An 18097-nucleotide genomic window follows, 5' to 3' on the forward strand; every position below is an offset into this window, starting at 1 on the left:
CGCACGCGATCGAATTCAATGGAAGGTCCACGACTAAGCGTCGCGGACCATAACGATCCCCATCTCACCGCACAAACACGCGGCAAAACGGCCACCCCATCCACTCTTTTTGGCCTATAACCCAGCGATGATCGCGTCCATCCTCGAGAACGACACCGTGCACTTCGAACATCGCGGTGCCGGTTACGTCATCCACCGCCTCGGTCCGGAGGACTGGGCCGTTCGCTCGGACGACGGGCGCACGATCGGATCGCTGACGGTCATGTCCGCGGAGGGCGAGGAGCACGAGCCGGTATACGGCGGTGTCATCGCCGGACAGACCGAGACGGACTACGAGGGCTCCGACTGGGAGTCGATCGTCCGCGGTCTCGTCAACGAGGCGCTCGAGGCCGACGAACGCGCAGCAGCAGGCGAAGCGGTCCGGGCGCAGCCCGGCGCCTGACCCGCGGTCGTAGATCCTCCTGCTCCCGCCTCTTCTGCTCTGCGTCGTCGGAGCATCGCTGCGGGCGGACCGAGGACCGACCGGACACGAAGCACTCGCGCGCGACATGCGGTCGTACGTGGTCGTCGCGTCACGGGCTCTCGCGCACGACGTCCTTCGGATCCTTGTCGGTGCGCCATCCGCGCCACGAGGGCTGACGAAGCCGGCCGCCCTTCGTCCATTCCGCGAATTCCACCTCGCCGACGAACACGGGTTCGACCCACCGCACGCCGCGGGCGTCGGCGGCCGGAATGTCGTCGAACGGATCCGAGTCGCTCGCGACACCGGCGAGCCGCTCGGCGATCTCGTCCAGCTCTTCGTCGTCGAATCCGGTTCCCACCTTGCCGACGTAGGCGAGGGCATCCCCGTGCGGGATGCCCAGCAGCAGCGATCCGACTCCGTCTTCGCGACGGCCCTCGCCCGGCTTCCATCCGCCGACGACGACCTCCTGGGTGGCATGGTGCTTCACCTTGATCCAGGAGGTGGACCGCCGTCCTGCGGCGTAGGTGGACCGGCGGTCCTTCGCGACGATGCCTTCGTATCCGGCTGCGCGGCTCTGCTTCATCGCCGCACCGATGGGCCCGTCGACGGTGTCCGGCACCTGGAGCACGCCGCGATGCCGGTCGGTGACGACGTGCTCGAGTGCGGCGCGGCGCACGTCGTACTCCTCGCCGGTGATGTCGTGTCCGTCGAGCTCCAGGATGTCGAACACGTAGTAACGCACAGGCACGCGGGTCGCCACGCGTGAGATCTCGGCTTCGTTCTGCAGGTTCATCCGCTGCTGGAGCAGTCCGAAGTCGGGATGTCCGTCCTCGAGGGCGACGATCTCGCCGTCGAGCACGGCTGAGGAGCGGGCGGCGTCCGCGATCGCGGTCAGCTCGGGATACTGCGCCGTCACATCGTTGCCGTTGCGGGTCACGAGTCGCACGGTGCCGTCCTTCACGTAGGCGATGGCACGGATGCCGTCCCACTTGTCCTCGAACGCCCACCGTTCTTCGTCGTGCTCGAGCTGCGGCTGGGTGCCGAGCGTGGCGAGCATGGGGGAGTAGTCCTTGTGCACGCGATCCGCGACCATGCGATGGATCAGCCAATTCTTGTCGTCACCCGAACCGCCGGCACCGGACTTCCCCGTGTGGATGAGCGCGACCTTCACCGGCTGTCCGCCGAGCCCGCCGTCGCGTGACGGATGCAGCGTGACGATGACCTCCTCGCCCTCCCGCCACTTCTCCAGGTCGTAGACGCCCGAGTCCCAGATCTCCACGTGTCCTGCACCGTATTCCCCGTGCGGAATGTCACCGTGGAATCCGCCGTAGTCCAGCGGATGATCCTCGACGTGCACCGCGAGGTGGTTCGACTTCGTGTCCGTCGGCACGCCCTTGGGAAGCGCCCAGCTGACCAGCACGCCGTCGCGTTCCAAGCGGAAGTCGTAGTGCAGCCGCCTGGCGGCGTGCTTCTGGATGACGAACGAGCGTCCGGAGGTCGTCGACGGCGACCCGGCCGGCACCGGCTCCGGCGTCTTTGCGGCATCCCGCTTGCTGCGGTACACCGTCAGCCGATCTCTTTCGGGCCTCCGCGGAGCACCCGTGGAGGCCGCCCCTGGGTCGTCGATCGAGTGCGGACGGGCATCGGACAGCGGATCGCCCTTCTTCGCGACGCGCTCGAGCACCTCCTCGTACCCGAGCTGGCGCAGCTTCGGTGAGGCGAGCTCGCGCCAGGTTCGAGGTGTCGCGACGGTCGGATGTGCGCGCCCGCGCAGTGAATACGGTGCAATCGTCGTCTTGTTGGAATTGTTCTGGCTCCAGTCGATGAACACCTTGCCTGCGCGATCGACCCGCTTCATGGTGCTGATCACCTCGCCGCGATGGTCGGCCTCGAGCGCGCGGGCCAACTCATGCGCCACCTGCGACGCCTGGTCGGAAGTCTGCTTGCCGTCGAGCCTGGCGTAGAGGTGGATGCCCTTGCTCCCGCTCGTCACGGGCACGGGGTCCAGCCCCATGTCCGACAGGATGTCTCTGGCCCATCCGGCCACGTCCGCACACTCCCGCAGCCCCACCCCTTCACCGGGGTCCAGATCGAGCACGAGGCGATCGGGGTTGTGTCTGGCGCCCCGCGGACCCGCCTGCCACTGCGGCACGTGGATCTCCAGCGCCGCGATCTGCCCCAGCCAGGTCAGCACCGCGGGCTCGTTCACGAGCGGGTACACGTTCACGTGATCGCTGTGCTGAATGCTGACCCGTGGCACCCAGTCCGGCGTCCCCTCGTCCAGATTCTTCTGGAAGAACGGCTGCTCCGGATGCTCCGCCGTCCCCACGCCGTTCACCCATCGCTTGCGCGTGGCGGGGCGGCCGTGTGCATGCTCGATCAGGTGGTCGGCGATCCGCGCGTAGTAAGACAGCAAGTCGCCCTTCGTGGTGCCGGTGGCCGGATACAGCACCTTGTCGAGGTTCGTGAGCCGGATCCGATGCCCGTCGACCTCCACCACCTGCGTGTTCTTCGTGCCGGCACCCGATGACACAGTGCCGCCCGCGGTGCCCTTGCCCGCGGTGCTCTTAGCCCCCATGCGCTCGACGTTACGCTGCGCTCTCGGCTGCAGCACGGGTTGACGGATCGGCGTCCCGCTGCAGTGATCCAGTCGCGCGCCGGGTCCGCCAGGATCGCCGAGGCTTGTCGAACCGCGTCGCGGGCTGTGCAATAGATGGTATGCGAGCCATCGGCAAGCGCGTCATCGCCTTCGGACTGGTCAACGTGCCGGTGAAGATCTACAGCGCGACGGAAGACCACGACGTGTCGTTGCACCAGGTGCACGACAAGGACGGCGGGCGGATCCGCTACCAGCGTCGTTGCGAGATCGACGGGGAGATCGTGCCGTACGAACACATCGTGAAGGCCTACGACGCCGGCGATCAGACTGTCGTGCTGACCGACGAGGATCTGAAGGCGCTGCCGGAAGAGCGCAGCAACGACATCGAAGTGGTCGAGTTCGTCCCGGACGATCAGGTCGATCCGATCATGTTCGAGCGCAGCTACTTCCTCGAACCGGATTCGCGTTCCACCAAGGCCTACGTGCTCCTCCGGCAGACACTGGAGGCCACGAATCGCACGGCCATCGTGAAGTTCGCTCTGCGGCAGAAGACGCGGCTCGGCGCCCTTCGAGTGCGCGACGGCATCCTCATGCTGCAGGGTCTGCTCTGGGCCGACGAGGTGCGGCAGCCGGAGTTCTCGAGCCTCTCCGAGACCGTGCGGATCACCGACAAGGAGCTCGACATGTCGTCGAAGCTCGTCGCCAGCTACGAGAGCGACTTCGAGCCGGAAAAGTACGACGACGACTACCAGATCCAGCTCCAGAAGCTGATCGACGCCAAGCTCGAGCAGGGCGACACCATCGACACCGAGGCGACCTTCGGGGAGGAGTCCGAGGGGGAGAAGGGCGAGGTGCTCGACCTCATGGAGGCTCTTCGGCGCAGCGTCGAGAAGAGCAGGGGCGAGACCGGCAGAGGCGGGAAGAAGAGCACGGCGTCCACCGGGAAGTCCGGCCGTTCGAAGGCGAGCGCGAAGGACACCGGCGAACACGCGACTCGGAGCACACGGAAGAAGGCGGGCTGAGCCGATCGGTGCGACATCGTTCGGCACAATCGGTCGCTCGATTCCCCATCGGCTTTGCGCGGCTGGAAGACTGGAGCGATGAGCCAGCCGCGGCAACGATCCCACACTCGTCTCGAGCACGGCGGCCGCGCATCCGCTCGCACGGGAACCGCGGCCTGAGCGCATGGCGCTGGAAAGGCGTCCGCTCGGCAGCGGTGACGGATGGGTGAACGGTCCGGACGGCCGTCGGTTCTGGGGCACGTTCGGCGCTGCCGGACTGCTGGTCGCGCATCCCGAAGCCGGGGTGCTGCTGCAGCATCGCGCGGAGTGGAGCCATTTCGGCGGCACCTGGGGTCTGCCGGGCGGTGCGCGCCACGAGGGTGAGAGCGCCCAGCAGGGTGCCGTGCGCGAGGCATCCGAGGAAGCGGGAGTGCCGGAGCGGTCGGTGAGGCCGCGCTTCCTCTCTCTGCTGGACCTCGGCTGGTGGTCCTACTCCACGGTGGTCGCCGCAACCACGGAATTCTTCGAGCCGGTGATCGGCGACGCCGAGAGCATCGAAGTGCGATGGGTTCCCGTTGACGACGTCGCCACGTTGCCCCTGCACCCCGGCTTCGCCGCGCGCTGGCCCGTGCTGCGCACCGACCTGGATCGCGATCCCGTCGTCGTCGTCGACGCCGCGAACGTCGTCGGCTCCCGTCCAGACGGCTGGTGGCGCGACCGCGCGGGGGCCGCTGCACGGCTGCTGGACCGGCTGTCCGCTCTGGACGAGGCGGGCTGGCCCTCCGATGTTCTCGGGCTGCCGCACGACAGGTGGTGGCCGCGCGTCGTGGTGGTGCTGGAAGGCGAGGCGAAGCGGATGCCCGATCACGAGCATCCGAATTCCGTCACCGTCGTGCGCGCCGAGACCGACGGAGACTCCGCGATCGTCGACCACGTGGCATCGCTGTCACGTCCGGATCAGGCGATCGTCGTCACCGCGGACCGGGGACTCGCGGATCGCGTGACCGCCCTCGGCGCGTCCACCGCCTCTCCCGGACGCCTTCTCCGAGCGCTCGACGCACTCGAAGACACCGCTGGTTGAGCCCGTCGAAACCAGCCTCACGCGCCCGAAGACCAGACAGTGCCGCCTCAGGAGACGGACGCGTCCTCGGCGAGCGACGCCTTCCACCTCACGAGCGCACGCACCGTCGCGCTCTCGTCCTGTGCCAGTCGCTCCATGGCGTCATCGGGCACGAAGTAGTTGACGGCGACCCAGCCGCGCACGGTCTCGGACGTGTCGCCGGCGAGTTCTCTGAGCACGTCGCACGGGGTCGCCTCGTTGCGTGCGACGCAGCCGCGCACTCCGGCGTCCGGGTCATGCGCCAGGGTCGCGAAGAGGTCGGCCGGCGTGTTGTAGCTGCTCGCCACACTCTCGCGGATCTTCGGATTGTCGTGCCGGGCGAGCAGCCGCAGCCGGCGGATCTTGCTCTCCGTCAGCTGCGGCATGGGATGCAGCGCGGCGGCCTCCTCCGCCGTCAGCATGGTGGGCGCAGCGCGCCGCATCGCATCACGCTGGGCAGGAGTGTTGAACCGGATGCACGACATGCGTTCCACGTTAATCCCGGCGAGCGACACCGTGGCGAGGCTCGGCGCGGGTCGAGGATCGGGCGGCGCCGAGCCGACGGGCGCTGATCTGGATCAGCGGGCGGCGGCCTCCGCCGTGGACCTTCGCGGCAACCAGGGGACGATCGGCGAGGTCGTCGCCTGATACTGCGCGTACTCCGGATACCGGGTGCGCGAGATGCTCTCCGTGAACACGGTCGAGCCGATGAACAGCACGGTGAGGAGCACCGCGCCGAGCACTGTCCACTGCAGCACGGATCCGGCGGCGATCGCCCCGAAGAAGAAGATCACCCACCATTGCGCCTGCTCGAAGAAGAAGTTGGGATGCCGCGAGAAGCGGAACAGGCCAGACTGCAGGAACCGCGGATACGGCTCGCGCCCCGCGGCGACTTCCGCAGCCTTCCAGCGGTGGAAGTCCCACTGCTGCTGGTCGGCGACGGTCTCGCCGGTGAGGAACGCGAGGAACACGACGACGGCGACGACGTCCAGCACCGTGAACGGCGTGCGGTGCTGGTACGCGGTCCACGCGGGCAGCGAGATCAGGAAGAGCAGCACGTTCTGGTAGATCACGATGAAGAAGAGGTTGAAGAGGAACCATTTCCAGCCGGCGATCCTCGAGCGGAGGAACGCCCAGCGATAGTCCTCACCGCCCGGCGCGTAACCGCCCTTCCGGGCGAAGTTGAAGGTGAGCCGCGCCCCCCACAGCGTCACGAGCGCGGCCATCACGTCCAGCCGCACATCCGCCATTCCCGCGGCGACGGCGTAGACCCACACGTACGCGACGGGAACCAGCGACCAGATGCGGTCGACCCAGGAGTACTCCTTCGTGAGCAACGACAGCACCCACGTCACGACGCAGATGGCGACGAGGATCCACAGGCACACGATCACGGGGGACATGCTTCGGATTCTAGGGCCGCGGACCTCCGACCCCGCGCAGCCGGGGCGAGCCCGAACACGGAACGACGACGGAATGCGTGCGCGGCGTGGCAGCCTCCACGATGCCGTCACCCCAGCGAGGGCCGTCAGCGATGATCGCCTGGGCAGCCTAAGATTGCGAGGCGTGGCACAGGCATCCAGCACGGTCTCCTCTCGCGTGCTGACCGTCCCCAATCTGCTGAGCTTCTTCCGGCTCGCGCTGGTCCCGGTCTTCCTGTGGTTCGTCATCGTCGCGTGGGATGCATGGGCGCTCGTGGTGCTCATCATCGCCAGCGTCACGGACTTCTTCGACGGATATCTGGCGCGACGACTCGGACAGGTGTCGCGCCTCGGCCAGTTGCTCGACCCTGCCGCGGATCGTCTGTACATCTTCGCTGCCCTGATCGGACTTGCCTGGCGGGATCTGCTGCCGTGGTGGCTCGTGATCGCGATCATCGCCAGGGACGTGATGCTCCTCATCCTCGGCATCGTGCTAGCGAACCACGGATACGGTCCGCTCCCGGTGCATCACCTGGGCAAGGTGGCGACCTTCGCCCTCCTCGTGGCGCTCCCCGTGCTGATGCTGGGCGAGGCGTTCCATGAGATCTCGTGGGCGTCTCAGCCGGTCGGGTGGGCGATAGCGCTGTGGGGCGCTTTCCTGTACTGGTGGGCCGGCATCCTCTATGTTCGCGAAACCGTCCGGGTGGTGCGGCGCGCACCTGCCAACGATGGCGCGGCATCCGATACGCTTTCCGGAGAGGAGGTCGACGGTGGCTGAGCAGAACGACCCGAAACGCGAAGCGCAGCGAGCCGGGGGAGACGACACGACCGCGGGCTTCGGCGAGGAATTCGCCGCAGCGATGAACGCGCAAGCGGCTGGAGTCACTCCCGAAGAGCGTGAAGCGATCGGCGCATTACCGAGCGGATCGGCCCTCTTGATCGTGCGGCGAGGCCCCAACACGGGTGCCAGGTTCCTCCTCGACGCGGACATCACGACGGCCGGCCGGCATCCCGATGCCGACATCTTCCTCGACGACGTGACGGTCTCGCGGCGGCATGCGGAGTTCATCCGCCACGGCAACGTGTTCGAGGTCAAGGACCTCGGTTCGCTCAACGGCACGTATTTCGACGGTGTCCGTGTGGAGAGCGCCATCCTGAGCGACGGCGCCGAGGTGCAGATCGGCAAGTTCAGGCTCACGTTCTACGCCGCCCGCCCCGATCTGGACGCGTCAGCGTCGGCCTGATGTCCCCCGAGTCCACCCAGGCGCGCGAATCCGCGGCTGCCCGTGGACCGCTCCTCGGCATCGGTCAGGTGCTGGCGCAGCTGACGCCGGACTTCCCGGATCTCGCGCCGTCCAAGCTGCGGTTCCTGGAAGAGCAGGGACTCGTCACGCCTGCGCGAACGGCGTCCGGCTACCGCAAGTTCTGCGCAGAAGACGTCGAGCGGCTGCGCACGATCCTCACCCTGCAGCGCGACCACTATCTGCCGCTCAAGGTGATCCGCGGCTATCTCGCCGAGCAGGACGCCGGGCGCACACCGATCATCCCGGGCGCGACGGGCCCGACGAGGCCGACCATTCTCTCCACCGGCCATCGTTTCAGCAGGGACGAACTGCTGAACGAAGCGGATGCCTCTCCCGCTCTTCTGCAAGAGGCCATCGCCTCCTCCCTGATCGTCCCCGCCGACGTCTACGGAGAGGATCAGCTCACGGTCCTCAAGGCCCTCGTCGAACTGCACCGCAGCGGAATCGAGCCGCGTCACCTGCGCGGTCTGCGGGCTTCGGCGGAGCGGGACATCGGCCTGATCCAGACTGCGCTGGCGCCCGTCGCGAGGCGTTCCGACACGAGCGCGCGTGCCCGCGCAGGAGAACTCGGCCGCGAACTCGCCGACGATCTGGAGACCGTGCGATCCGGCATCGTGCGAGCCGCTCTCGCGCGCCTGACGCAGTGACGGCGAAGCGACCACGACACGCCGACGTGTTCGACCGGATGTCGTTGCTCGCCTCCGCAGGCACGGTTACCGTTGAAGGTACGCCGCTGAGACGACGTATCCGGGGTGAGAGGGACAGCGCATGACCGAAGTTCGTCGGAACGACGACGCTCGCTACGACCTCGGGTTCCTCTTCACCGACGGGCTTCCCGAGATGGACGACGTGACCGGCTACCGTGGCGCGGTCGCCGCGCGGGCTGCCGGCATCAGCTATCGGCAGCTCGACTACTGGGCTCGTACCGGACTCGTCGAGCCCACCGTTCGCGGTGCAGCCGGCAGCGGATCGCAGCGTCTCTACGGATTCCGCGACATCCTCGTGCTCAAGCTCGTCAAACGTCTCCTCGACACCGGGATCTCCTTGCAGCAGATCCGCACCGCCGTCGAGCAGTTGCGTCGTGAGGGTGTCAGCGATCTGGCGCAGACCACGCTCATGAGCGACGGTGCCAGCGTCTATCTCTGCACGTCCGACGACGAGGTCATCGATCTCGTCGGCCGTGGGCAGGGCGTCTTCGGGATCGCCGTCGGCAAGGTGTTGCGCGAGGTCGAGACCAGTCTCGTCGAGCTGGATGTGCAGACCGCCGACTCGATGGACGAGCTCGCCCAGCGTCGCGCAGCGAAGAAGATCTCCTAGCCGCCACCCGCGGAGCGGCGCGTCGATCACCCGCGTTCCGTGAGCGGGCGTGCCTACCGACCCGCTCCCTGAGCGAGTGCAGCGAGTCGAAAAGCACACGCCTTCGCAGCCATGCCAGGGTCACTGGACCCAGCCGACCCGCAACGTCGCAGTGTGCGGTTCGTGTGCGTGGAATGCGCGCATCGTGCCCGAATCGAACACGTTCCGCCCGGCGGACGAGCTTCGGCGTGCGGCAGCGATCCACTCCGGGGTCGGTCACCACGTGCCAACGTCCAACGAGTGCGGAGACCGCACGACGATCGTGATCGTGCGAGCCGGACCGCGCCTGGGCGCCCTAGTTCTCGGCGTAGTCGCCCATGCGGGCGGTGCGCAGCACACGCTCGAGCAGCATGTCGAAGTTGTGTGCCATCTCCTGTGCGCTCTCGCCAGGCCACACGTGGAGCGGCTTCGCCGCGCCCTGAGCCTGCTGCAGCGACGTACGCTCCGGCAGTTGCGGGGAGAGCACGAGCGGGCCGAACATGTCGCGCAGCTCCTTGATGCGGAACTGGTGCTCGAGCGACTGAACGCGGGCGCGGTTCACGATGATGCCGAGCGGCTGCAGACGAGGTGAGAGTCCGCGGCGGATCTCCTCGATCGCGCGGAGGGCGCGGTCCGCGGCCGCGACGGAGAACAGGCCGGGCTCCGTGACGACCGACACGCGGTCACTGGCGGCCCACGCCGTTCGCGTCAACGCATTGAGCGACGGAGCGCAGTCGATGAGCACAAGATCGTAGTCGTGCTCGACGTTCGCGAGAGCCTCTTCGAGTTTCCAGATGTCCCGAATCGAGGGGTGCGGTCCGTCGAAGTTGATCGCGGACGGGCTGCCGATCATCACGTCGACCTTGCCGGGATGCCCACGCGTCCATCCGCTCGGCGCGATCGCGGCGCGCACGACCTTCTCCTTCGGAGACGCCAGCACATCAGCCACGTTGAGGTGGCCGGCAATCGTGATGTCCATGCCTGTGGAGACATCAGACTGCGGGTCGAGATCCACCACCAGAGTGCGCAGCCCCCTGGCGAATGCCGCCGAGGCGAGCCCCAAGGTCACCGTGGTCTTTCCGACACCGCCCTTGAGTGAGCTGACGCTGAGCACATGCACGAGAGGCAACGTTACCGTCAGTAGTCTTGGAGAACCTAACCGTTCGCTGAGCGGCGCGTGCCCCGCCAGAGAGGCCTTAATGTTCACGAAAATCTTGGTGGCCAACCGCGGGGAGATCGCCATCCGCGCGTTCCGAGCCGCGTATGAACTCGGTGCGAAGACGGTCGCGGTGTTCCCCTACGAGGACCGCAACTCCCTGCACCGGATGAAGGCGGACGAGGCATACGAGATCGGCGAGCCGGGGCATCCGGTGCGGGCGTACCTGGATGTCGACGAGATCATCAGGGTCGCCAAGGAGTCGGGTGCCGACGCCATCTACCCGGGATACGGATTCCTCTCCGAGAACCCCGACCTGGCGGAGGCTGCGGCTGCAGCGGGCATCACCTTCATCGGTCCGAACGCCGATGTGCTCCGCATGGCGGGCAACAAGGTCACGGCCAAGGAGCACGCGATCGCGGCCGGCGTTCCGGTCCTCGCCTCGACGCCGCCGTCGCGCGACATCGAGGAGCTCCTCGCGGGGGCTGAGGCCGTCGGCTTCCCCATCTTCGCCAAGGCGGTCGCCGGCGGCGGCGGCCGCGGCATGCGACGGGTCAACACGCTCGCGGAGCTGCGGCCAGCCCTCGAGGAGGCCATGCGCGAGGCGGACAGCGCCTTCGGCGATCCCACGATGTTCCTCGAACAGGCAGTGCTGCGTCCGCGCCACATCGAGGTGCAGGTGCTGGCGGATGCCACGGGCCGCACCGTCCACCTCTTCGAGCGCGACTGCTCCGTGCAGCGTCGGCACCAGAAGGTCCTGGAGATCGCGCCGGCGCCGAATCTGCCGGACGACATCCGTCAGTCCCTCTATCGGGACGCCATCGCATTCGCCTCCTCGATCGGATACGTCAACGCCGGAACCGTCGAGTTCCTGCTCGACACTGCGGGGGAGCGCGCAGGCAAGCACGTCTTCATCGAGATGAATCCGCGCATCCAGGTCGAGCACACGGTCACCGAGGAGGTGACCGACGTCGACCTCGTGCAGTCGCAGATGCGCATCGCGGCGGGGGAGACGCTCGCCGACCTCGGGCTGCATCAGGAGACCATCCAGCTGCACGGCGCGGCCATCCAGTGCCGGATCACCACGGAGGATCCGACCCAGGGCTTCCGTCCGGACACCGGCACCATCACGACGTATCGCTCGCCCGGCGGCGGCGGGATCCGTCTCGACGGCGGAACGGTCGCGGCCGGCGCGCAGATCAGCCCGCACTTCGACTCGATGCTCGCCAAGCTCACCTGCCGCGGGCGGGACTACGGTGCGGCGATCCTCCGCGCACGCCGCGCGCTGGCCGAGTTCCGCATTCGCGGGGTCGCCACGAACATCCCGTTCCTGCAGGCCGTGCTCGATGATCCGTCGTTCGTGGCAGGAGACCTCAGCACGGCGTTCATCGAGGAGCGTCCGCAGCTCTTCCGCGGCCGCGTGTCGAAGGACCGCGGAACGAAGCTCCTGAACTGGCTCGTGGATGTCACGGTCAACCAGCCGAACGGACCCCGTCCGCAGGTTGCCGATCCGGCGGCCAAGCTGCCCGCCGTCGACCTCGACACCCCTGCGCCGGACGGCTCCCGCCAGCGGCTGTTGACGCTCGGACCCGCCGGATTCGCGCAGGAATTGCGGGCGCAGACCGCGCTCGCGGTCACCGACACGACGTTCCGCGACGCGCACCAGTCGTTGCTCGCGACGAGGGTCCGCACCAAGGACCTCACCGCCGTCGCGCCGTACGTCGCGCGGCTGACGCCTCAGCTCCTGTCGGTCGAGGCATGGGGAGGCGCCACCTACGACGTCGCGCTCCGGTTCCTCGGCGAGGACCCGTGGGAGCGTCTCGCGACACTCCGCGAGGCGTTGCCCAACATCAACATCCAGATGCTGCTGCGCGGGCGCAACACCGTCGGCTACACCCCGTATCCCACGGAGGTGACGGATGCCTTCGTGCGCGAGGCCGCAGCCACCGGCGTGGACATCTTCCGTATCTTCGACGCGCTGAACGATGTCAGCCAGATGCGACCGGCCATCGACGCGGTCCTCACCACGGGCACCGCCGTGGCCGAGGTCGCGGTCTGCTACACGGGCGATGTGCTGGATCCGGCCGAGAACCTGTACACGCTCGACTACTACCTGCGGCTGGCGGACAGCATCGTCGAGGCGGGTGCACACGTGCTGGCCATCAAGGACATGGCGGGACTCCTTCGCCCGGAGGCGGCCGCCCTGATCGTGCGATCCTTCCGCGACCGGTTCGACCTGCCCGTGCATGTGCACACGCACGACACGGCCGGCGGCCAGCTCGCGACTCTGCTCGCGGCGAGTGCCGCCGGCGCGGACGCGGTCGACGTCGCGAGCGCACCGATGGCAGGCACGACGAGCCAGCCGTCGGCATCCGCTCTCGTCGCGGCCCTCGCGCACACCGCCCGCGACACGGGCATCGAGCTCAGGAACGTCACGGATCTCGAGCCGTACTGGGCAGCCGTCCGGGGCATTTATGCCCCGTTCGAGTCGGGCCTTCCAGGGCCGACGGGACGCGTGTACACGCACGAGATCCCCGGCGGACAGCTCTCGAACCTGCGTCAGCAGGCGAAGGCCCTCGGGTTGGCCGAGGACTTCGAACTCATCGAGGACATGTACGCGGCCGCCAACCGCATCCTCGGGCGCATCCCGAAGGTCACCCCGTCGTCCAAGGTGGTCGGCGACCTCGCCCTGCACCTCGCCGCCGTGCACGCGGATCCTGACGAGTTCGAACGCAATCCGCAGAAGTACGACGTTCCCGACTCGGTCGTCGGCTTCATGGCGGGGGAGCTGGGCGACCTGCCCGGAGGATGGCCCGAGCCGTTCCGCAGCAAGGTGCTCGAGGGCAAGGACGTTCGTGTCGGGGTCACCCCGCTGACAGCCGAGGAGCGCGACGGCCTCGCCGGTGACGCGACCACTCGCCGCGCCACGCTGAACCGTCTGCTCTTCCCCGCTCCCGCACGGCAGTTCGAGCAGGTCAGGGAGCTGTTCGGCGACGTCTCCGTGCTCGACACCGCCGACTACCTCTACGGCCTCGAGTCGGGCACAGAGCACGTCATCCGGCTCGGTCGGGGCGTGCAGCTGTATGCGGGCCTTGAGGCGATCGGCGAGGCGGATGACAAGGGCATCCGCACGGTGATGACCACGTTGAATGGCCAGTTGCGCCCGGTCTTCGTGCGCGATCGCTCCATCACCGTGGAGTCCAAGGCTGCAGAGAAGGCGGATGCCTCCATTCCCGGACACGTGGCTGCGCCGTTCTCCGGCGTGATCACGCTCCAGGTGCAGGTCGGCGATCGCGTGACAGCCGGCACACCGGTCGCGTCCATCGAGGCCATGAAGATGGAGGCGGCGATCGCCTCTCCCGTATCCGGAACCGTCGCCAGGCTCGCCGTGCCAGGAACGCAACAGGTGGATGCCGGCGACCTCCTCCTCGTCGTGACGCCGGACTAGTCCGACCGGAGAACCACCCGTTTGGGGGGCAAGCGTTTTCTCCCTGCGGTCGTGTGGCCCGGCACTAAACTGGGGGCTCGACGCAGGGGGAGGCGCTCGTGGCTGTAAGCAGCAAGAAGAGCGGAACCGCACGGGGAGCGGTGGCAACCAAGGAAAACCCGGACGAGAACGCGCCAGACGACGCATCGACCGTCGATGAGACCGATGGCGGTGAGGCGGACCGCGACATCAAGGACGTCGGCGAGGTCGATGGCGACGATTCGCACGACGAGGACGCGGAGCCGTCAGGCGGATCGGCACTCGAGGACACCGACCTCGTCTCCGATGAGGACAGCCTCGAAGGCCGCGACATCGTCGTCACCGAATCGGGGAGCATCAACGTGGTGGTGGACCTGCCGCCTGCGCCGCGAGAAGATCCGCCGATCGAGGAGAGTGCCGTCGCCATCGACGACCTGTCGATCGATCCGGCCAAGCCTCTGCACACTCAGACGGCGTCCGTCACCATCGTGACGGCGCATCCGGTGCAGCGCGAGCCGTTGCCTCCGCGACGCACGCCGCTTCCGACGCACATCGAAGTCGAGGTGTCGCCAGGGTGGCAACCGTCCCGACGTGGCCGCCGCGTCGGCGAGGTGTCCGCCGTGCCGGAGTCATCCGCGATGCTCACCGCAGACCGGCTGCTCGTGCCTGGCAGGCTCGGCCGTCCGGCACCGGAGGGCGCCGGACGCCTCCTGCTCTACAAGGCCACGTTCGGAGTGGTCAACCTCGGGGACTCGCCCAAGGTGCGGGAGCGCAAGGAACTCGACCGGCGCATCCAGCGACCATTGGAGGGCGGCGCACGGTTCGTGCCGGTCCTCACCAGGAAGGGCGGCGTCGGCAAGACGACGGTGTCAGCTCTGCTCGGCATGGCGCTCGCGGACCGTCGCGACGACCGCATCGTCGCGATCGACGCCAACCCTGACCGTGGCACCCTCTCGGAACGTGTCGCTCGGCAGACGGATGCCACGGTGCGCGACGTCGTGCACCGCGCGGCATCGATCACCGGCTACACCGACTTCTCCACGCTGGTCTCGCGGGATGTAACGCGCCTCGATGTTCTGGCGTCGGACACGGATCCGCAGCTGTCCGAGGCGTTCGACGAGAACGACTACAACGTGGTGGCCGATCTGGCGTCGCGCTTCTACTCGATCGTGCTCACGGACTGCGGCACCGGGATCGTGCACTCGGTGATGCGTCCGACTCTTCGTCGCGCCGACTCGATCGTGATCGTGTCCGGCGGAAGCGTCGACGAGGCCCGCCTGGCATCCGAGACGCTCACCTGGCTCGAGGTCAACGGGTACGAGGAGCTCGTGCGTAACGCGATCATCGCGTTGAACACGGCGACGCAGGGCACGAGCCTCGTCAACGTCGAGGAGATCGAGGCGCACTTCCAGTCGCGGGTCCGCGACGTGGTGCGCATCCCGTACGATCCGCGGCTCGCGGCCGGCGCCGCGATCGACTACCACAGGCTGCGTCCGGCGACCAGGCACGCGGCAAGGGTGCTTGCCGCTCTCGTGGTGGAGGGGCTTCCCGCGAACCGGTGAGCGAGCATCCGGTCCTCGGCGCATCTGACCGTTCGGGGGTTCGACGCATGCCGTGGCCCGGAACGGTCAGGCATGCCCTAATACAATGATCGGATGCCCGAACGCCCCATCCGCCTCTACGGCGACCCCGTGCTCAGCATGGTCTCCGACCCCATCGATTCGATCGACAACGGCGTGCGCGCGCTCATCGACGACCTCATGGACAGCGTCAAGCTGGACGGTCGCGCTGGCGTTGCCGCCTGCCAGATCGGCGTGGGCCTGCGGGCATTCAGCTACGACGTCGACGGCGTCGTCGGCTACCTGATCAACCCGGAGATCATCGAACTCGGCGACGAGGTCGAGGAGATCGACGAGGGATGCCTCTCCGTGCCCGGACTGTGGTTCCCGACACCCCGGCACACCTACGCGAAGGCTCGAGGCATCGACCTCGACGGCAACGAGGTCATCGTCGAGGGCACGGGCGTGCTCGCACAGGCGCTGCAGCACGAGACGGATCACCTCGACGGCATCGTCTACCTCAAGCGGCTGCTGCCGGAGCGCCGCCGCGAGGCGATGCGCAAGGTGCGGGAGAGCACCTGGTTCTGAAGTGTCTTGTGCGCCGAAGACCGGCGGGCGAGACGCCCGCCGGTCTGGCGTCGCGGCGGAGGCCAGAAATGGCCTCCGCTTTCAGCTGCAGCGTGCCCCGCCCGGCGCACCGCAGGCGGCATTGCGCGTAGTTGAGAACGCGACGTACACGCCGCCGCCTCGTGGAGAGTGTCGCGGCTGTGCGTGATTCGCCGGGGCCAGCTGCCGAGACGGGCATAACATCCCGAACCGGCAATGACTCAGCGCAGGGAGAAGCCCTCGGTCGCCGGCGCGTTCGTCGAATACAGCTGCTCGATCTGGCCGGCGAAGTCCTTCAGGATCTCGTTGCGCTTGATGCTCAGCTTCGGCGTGAGGTGTCCGCTCTCTTCCGTGAAGTCGGTGGTCAGCACCACGAACTTGCGGATCGACTCCGCACGCGAGACCTGAGCATTGGCGACGTCGACCGCCTTCTGCAGCTCGGCGAGCACCGCGGGATGCTTGGACGCCACGTCGAGCGACAGTGTCGCATCGTGTCCGTTGTTCGCCAGCCACACCGGCAGCATCTCGGTGTCGAGCGTGATCAGGCAGGCGATGAACGGCTTCTGATCGCCGACCACGACCACCTGGCTCACGAGCGGATTCGCGCGGATGGGATCCTCGAGCACGGCCGGCGCAACGTTCTTGCCTCCTGCCGTGACGATGATCTCCTTCTTGCGACCGGTGATGGTGAGGAATCCCTCGTCGTCGAGGCTGCCGAGGTCGCCGGTCTTGAACCAGCCGTCCTCGAACGAGGCCGCCGTCTGCTCCGGGTTCTTCCAGTACTCCTTGAAGACGTCGACACCCTTGACGAGGATCTCGCCGTCGTCGGCGATCCGGATCGAGACACCCGGAAGCGGAACGCCGACGGTGCCGATCTTCGAGCGCTGCGGAAGGTTGACCGTGGCGGGCGCGGTCGTCTCCGTCAGGCCGTAGCCCTCGAGCACATTGATGCCCAGGCTGTGGAAGAAGTGGCCGAGTCGTGAACCCAGCGGCGCGGATCCGGACACCGCGTAACGCACATTGCCGCCCATCGCGGCCCGCAGCTTGGAGAACACGAGGCGGTTGTACAGCGCGTACTGCATCCGGAGCCCGAACGGGATGGCTCCACCCGCCTCCTTCGCCTTCGAGTATTCGATGGCGACGTGCGCGGCCTTGCGGAAGATCCCGCCCTTGCCCCCCGACTCCGCGTTCTGCTCGGCCGAGTTGTAGACCTTCTCGAAGACGCGGGGTACGGCGAGCAGGAAGCTCGGCTTGAAGCTGCCGAGCGACGGCAGCAGGTTGCGGGTGTCGGGCTGGTGGCCGACTCGCACGCCGCCGTGCACGGAGAGCACAGCGATGAATCGGGCGAACACGTGAGCCAGCGGCAGGAAGAGCAGAGTGGATGCTCCGCGCGGGTCCTCGACGAGCTCGTGGAGCGCGACAGCGGAGTTCCTGGACAACTCGACGAAGTTCGCATGCGTGATGACGCAGCCCTTCGGGCGGCCCATGGAGCCGGAGGTGTAGATGACGGTCGCGAGATCGTCCGCGTTCGCCAGCTTGCGACGCCTGGCGATCTCCTCGTCCGGAATCGCTGTGCCGCCCGCGACGATCTTGTCCAGGTCGCCGAGCTCGATCTGCCAGACGTTCCGCACGGCCGGGAGATCGGCGGCGACCTCGTCGAACCGCGCGAAATGATCCGCCGTCTCAAGGAACACGGAGATGGCGCCCGAATCGCTCAGGTTCCACTGCACCTGGAGCGGCGAGCTCGTGTCGTAGACCGGCACGAGCACGGCGCCGGCGTACCAGGTGGCGAAGTCGATCAGAGACCACTCGTACCGCGTGCGGCACATGATCCCGATCTTGTCACCTGGCTCGATCCCCGCTGCGACAAGGCCCTTGGCCAGGGCGACCACCTCAGCCTCGAACTGGGCTGCTGTGACATCGGTCCAGCCGTCGCCGCTCGGCTTCGCGAAGAGCACCTTGTCCGGTGTCTCCGCTGCGCGATCCGCGAGCAGGTCTGCGGAGTTCGCGTTCGGGTCCGCAGGCACGGCTGCAGGCGTTTCGGCATGGTTCACGGGGGTAGCTCCTTCGGCACCGATACAACCAGTA

The 18097-nt window shown here is 67.6% G+C and carries 15 protein-coding genes; 10 read left to right on the forward strand and 5 right to left on the reverse strand.

Annotated elements, in window-relative coordinates; all coding sequences use genetic code 11:
- The first annotated feature begins 127 nt into the window (after window positions 1–127).
- Window positions 128–442 carry a hypothetical protein gene (locus tag ACX9R5_RS10970; protein WP_459409083.1) on the forward strand — a complete coding sequence of 105 codons (315 nt, stop codon included), beginning with the start codon at window positions 128–130 and terminating at the stop codon, window positions 440–442.
- 130 nt (window positions 443–572) lie between these two features.
- On the opposite strand, the gene ACX9R5_RS10975 is transcribed toward ACX9R5_RS10970, so the two are convergent.
- Window positions 573–3041: an ATP-dependent DNA ligase gene (locus ACX9R5_RS10975; RefSeq protein WP_459409084.1), complete on the reverse strand. Its 2469-nt coding sequence runs from the start codon at window positions 3039–3041 to the stop codon at window positions 573–575.
- 140 nt (window positions 3042–3181) lie between these two features.
- On the opposite strand from ACX9R5_RS10975, the gene ku reads away from it, so the two are divergent.
- Window positions 3182–4084 carry a non-homologous end joining protein Ku gene (gene ku, locus ACX9R5_RS10980; RefSeq protein WP_459409085.1) on the forward strand — a complete coding sequence of 301 codons (903 nt, stop codon included), beginning with the start codon at window positions 3182–3184 and terminating at the stop codon, window positions 4082–4084.
- A 163-nt stretch (window positions 4085–4247) separates the two neighbouring features.
- On the forward strand, window positions 4248–5144 hold the full coding sequence (locus tag ACX9R5_RS10985) for an NUDIX domain-containing protein (protein ID WP_459409086.1): 897 nt from the start codon (window positions 4248–4250) through the stop codon (window positions 5142–5144).
- Window positions 5145–5191: 47 nt separating this feature from the next.
- Here ACX9R5_RS10985 and ACX9R5_RS10990 read toward each other — a convergent pair whose 3' ends face one another.
- Both ACX9R5_RS10990 and ACX9R5_RS10995 read right to left on the reverse strand, forming a co-directional pair.
- Window positions 5192–5647, reverse strand: a complete 456-nt coding sequence (locus tag ACX9R5_RS10990; RefSeq protein WP_459409087.1) for a hypothetical protein — start codon at window positions 5645–5647, stop codon at window positions 5192–5194.
- 93 nt (window positions 5648–5740) lie between these two features.
- Complete coding sequence (locus ACX9R5_RS10995) at window positions 5741–6565, reverse strand: DUF1295 domain-containing protein (protein WP_459409088.1); 825 nt, start codon at window positions 6563–6565, stop codon at window positions 5741–5743.
- 163 nt (window positions 6566–6728) lie between these two features.
- On the opposite strand from ACX9R5_RS10995, the gene ACX9R5_RS11000 reads away from it, so the two are divergent.
- The 4 genes from ACX9R5_RS11000 to ACX9R5_RS11015 all read left to right on the forward strand — a co-directional run bounded on the left by ACX9R5_RS11000 (window position 6729) and on the right by ACX9R5_RS11015 (window position 9204).
- Window positions 6729–7361, forward strand: coding sequence for a CDP-alcohol phosphatidyltransferase family protein (locus ACX9R5_RS11000; RefSeq protein ID WP_459409089.1), 633 nt, complete (start codon window positions 6729–6731; stop codon window positions 7359–7361).
- Window positions 7312–7827 carry an FHA domain-containing protein gene (locus tag ACX9R5_RS11005; protein ID WP_459409090.1) on the forward strand — a complete coding sequence of 172 codons (516 nt, stop codon included), beginning with the start codon at window positions 7312–7314 and terminating at the stop codon, window positions 7825–7827. Before ACX9R5_RS11000 ends, ACX9R5_RS11005 begins: the two co-directional genes overlap by 50 nt.
- Entirely contained in the window at window positions 7827–8534 is a 708-nt protein-coding gene (gene ftsR / locus ACX9R5_RS11010; RefSeq protein WP_459409091.1) for a transcriptional regulator FtsR, read from the forward strand. The genes ACX9R5_RS11005 and ftsR overlap by 1 nt, the downstream gene beginning before the upstream one ends.
- A gap of 121 nt (window positions 8535–8655) precedes the next feature.
- On the forward strand, window positions 8656–9204 hold the full coding sequence (locus tag ACX9R5_RS11015) for a MerR family transcriptional regulator (RefSeq protein WP_459409092.1): 549 nt from the start codon (window positions 8656–8658) through the stop codon (window positions 9202–9204).
- A 334-nt stretch (window positions 9205–9538) separates the two neighbouring features.
- Here ACX9R5_RS11015 and ACX9R5_RS11020 read toward each other — a convergent pair whose 3' ends face one another.
- A complete protein-coding gene (locus tag ACX9R5_RS11020) occupies window positions 9539–10342 on the reverse strand; it encodes a ParA family protein (protein WP_459409093.1) in 804 nt (267 codons plus the stop codon).
- Between the two features lie 79 nt (window positions 10343–10421).
- On the opposite strand from ACX9R5_RS11020, the gene ACX9R5_RS11025 reads away from it, so the two are divergent.
- From ACX9R5_RS11025 to ACX9R5_RS11035, 3 genes are all read left to right on the forward strand, one after another.
- Window positions 10422–13826 (forward strand): pyruvate carboxylase, encoded by a 3405-nt coding sequence (locus ACX9R5_RS11025; RefSeq protein WP_459409094.1) that lies wholly within the window; start codon window positions 10422–10424, stop codon window positions 13824–13826.
- A 98-nt stretch (window positions 13827–13924) separates the two neighbouring features.
- A complete protein-coding gene (locus ACX9R5_RS11030) occupies window positions 13925–15406 on the forward strand; it encodes a MinD/ParA family ATP-binding protein (RefSeq protein ID WP_459409095.1) in 1482 nt (493 codons plus the stop codon).
- A 93-nt stretch (window positions 15407–15499) separates the two neighbouring features.
- Complete coding sequence (locus ACX9R5_RS11035) at window positions 15500–15991, forward strand: peptide deformylase (protein ID WP_459409096.1); 492 nt, start codon at window positions 15500–15502, stop codon at window positions 15989–15991.
- Window positions 15992–16230: 239 nt separating this feature from the next.
- Here ACX9R5_RS11035 and ACX9R5_RS11040 read toward each other — a convergent pair whose 3' ends face one another.
- The gene (locus ACX9R5_RS11040; RefSeq protein ID WP_459409097.1) at window positions 16231–18063 is read right to left on the reverse strand and encodes an AMP-dependent synthetase/ligase; all 1833 of its coding nucleotides are present in this window, start codon (window positions 18061–18063) and stop codon (window positions 16231–16233) included.
- Window positions 18064–18097 lie beyond the last annotated feature (34 nt).

Source organism: Rathayibacter sp. CAU 1779 (assembly GCF_054551755.1).

Coding starts and splice junctions, on each gene's coding strand:
- ACX9R5_RS10970 (WP_459409083.1), top strand. CDS start 128: ATGATCGCGTCCATCCTCGAGAACGACACCGTGCACTTCGAACATCGC.
- ACX9R5_RS10975 (WP_459409084.1), bottom strand. CDS start 3,041: ATGGGGGCTAAGAGCACCGCGGGCAAGGGCACCGCGGGCGGCACTGTG.
- ku (WP_459409085.1), top strand. CDS start 3,182: ATGCGAGCCATCGGCAAGCGCGTCATCGCCTTCGGACTGGTCAACGTG.
- ACX9R5_RS10985 (WP_459409086.1), top strand. CDS start 4,248: ATGGCGCTGGAAAGGCGTCCGCTCGGCAGCGGTGACGGATGGGTGAAC.
- ACX9R5_RS10990 (WP_459409087.1), bottom strand. CDS start 5,647: ATGTCGTGCATCCGGTTCAACACTCCTGCCCAGCGTGATGCGATGCGG.
- ACX9R5_RS10995 (WP_459409088.1), bottom strand. CDS start 6,565: ATGTCCCCCGTGATCGTGTGCCTGTGGATCCTCGTCGCCATCTGCGTC.
- ACX9R5_RS11005 (WP_459409090.1), top strand. CDS start 7,312: ATGGCGCGGCATCCGATACGCTTTCCGGAGAGGAGGTCGACGGTGGCT.
- ftsR (WP_459409091.1), top strand. CDS start 7,827: ATGTCCCCCGAGTCCACCCAGGCGCGCGAATCCGCGGCTGCCCGTGGA.
- ACX9R5_RS11015 (WP_459409092.1), top strand. CDS start 8,656: ATGACCGAAGTTCGTCGGAACGACGACGCTCGCTACGACCTCGGGTTC.
- ACX9R5_RS11025 (WP_459409094.1), top strand. CDS start 10,422: ATGTTCACGAAAATCTTGGTGGCCAACCGCGGGGAGATCGCCATCCGC.
- ACX9R5_RS11035 (WP_459409096.1), top strand. CDS start 15,500: ATGCCCGAACGCCCCATCCGCCTCTACGGCGACCCCGTGCTCAGCATG.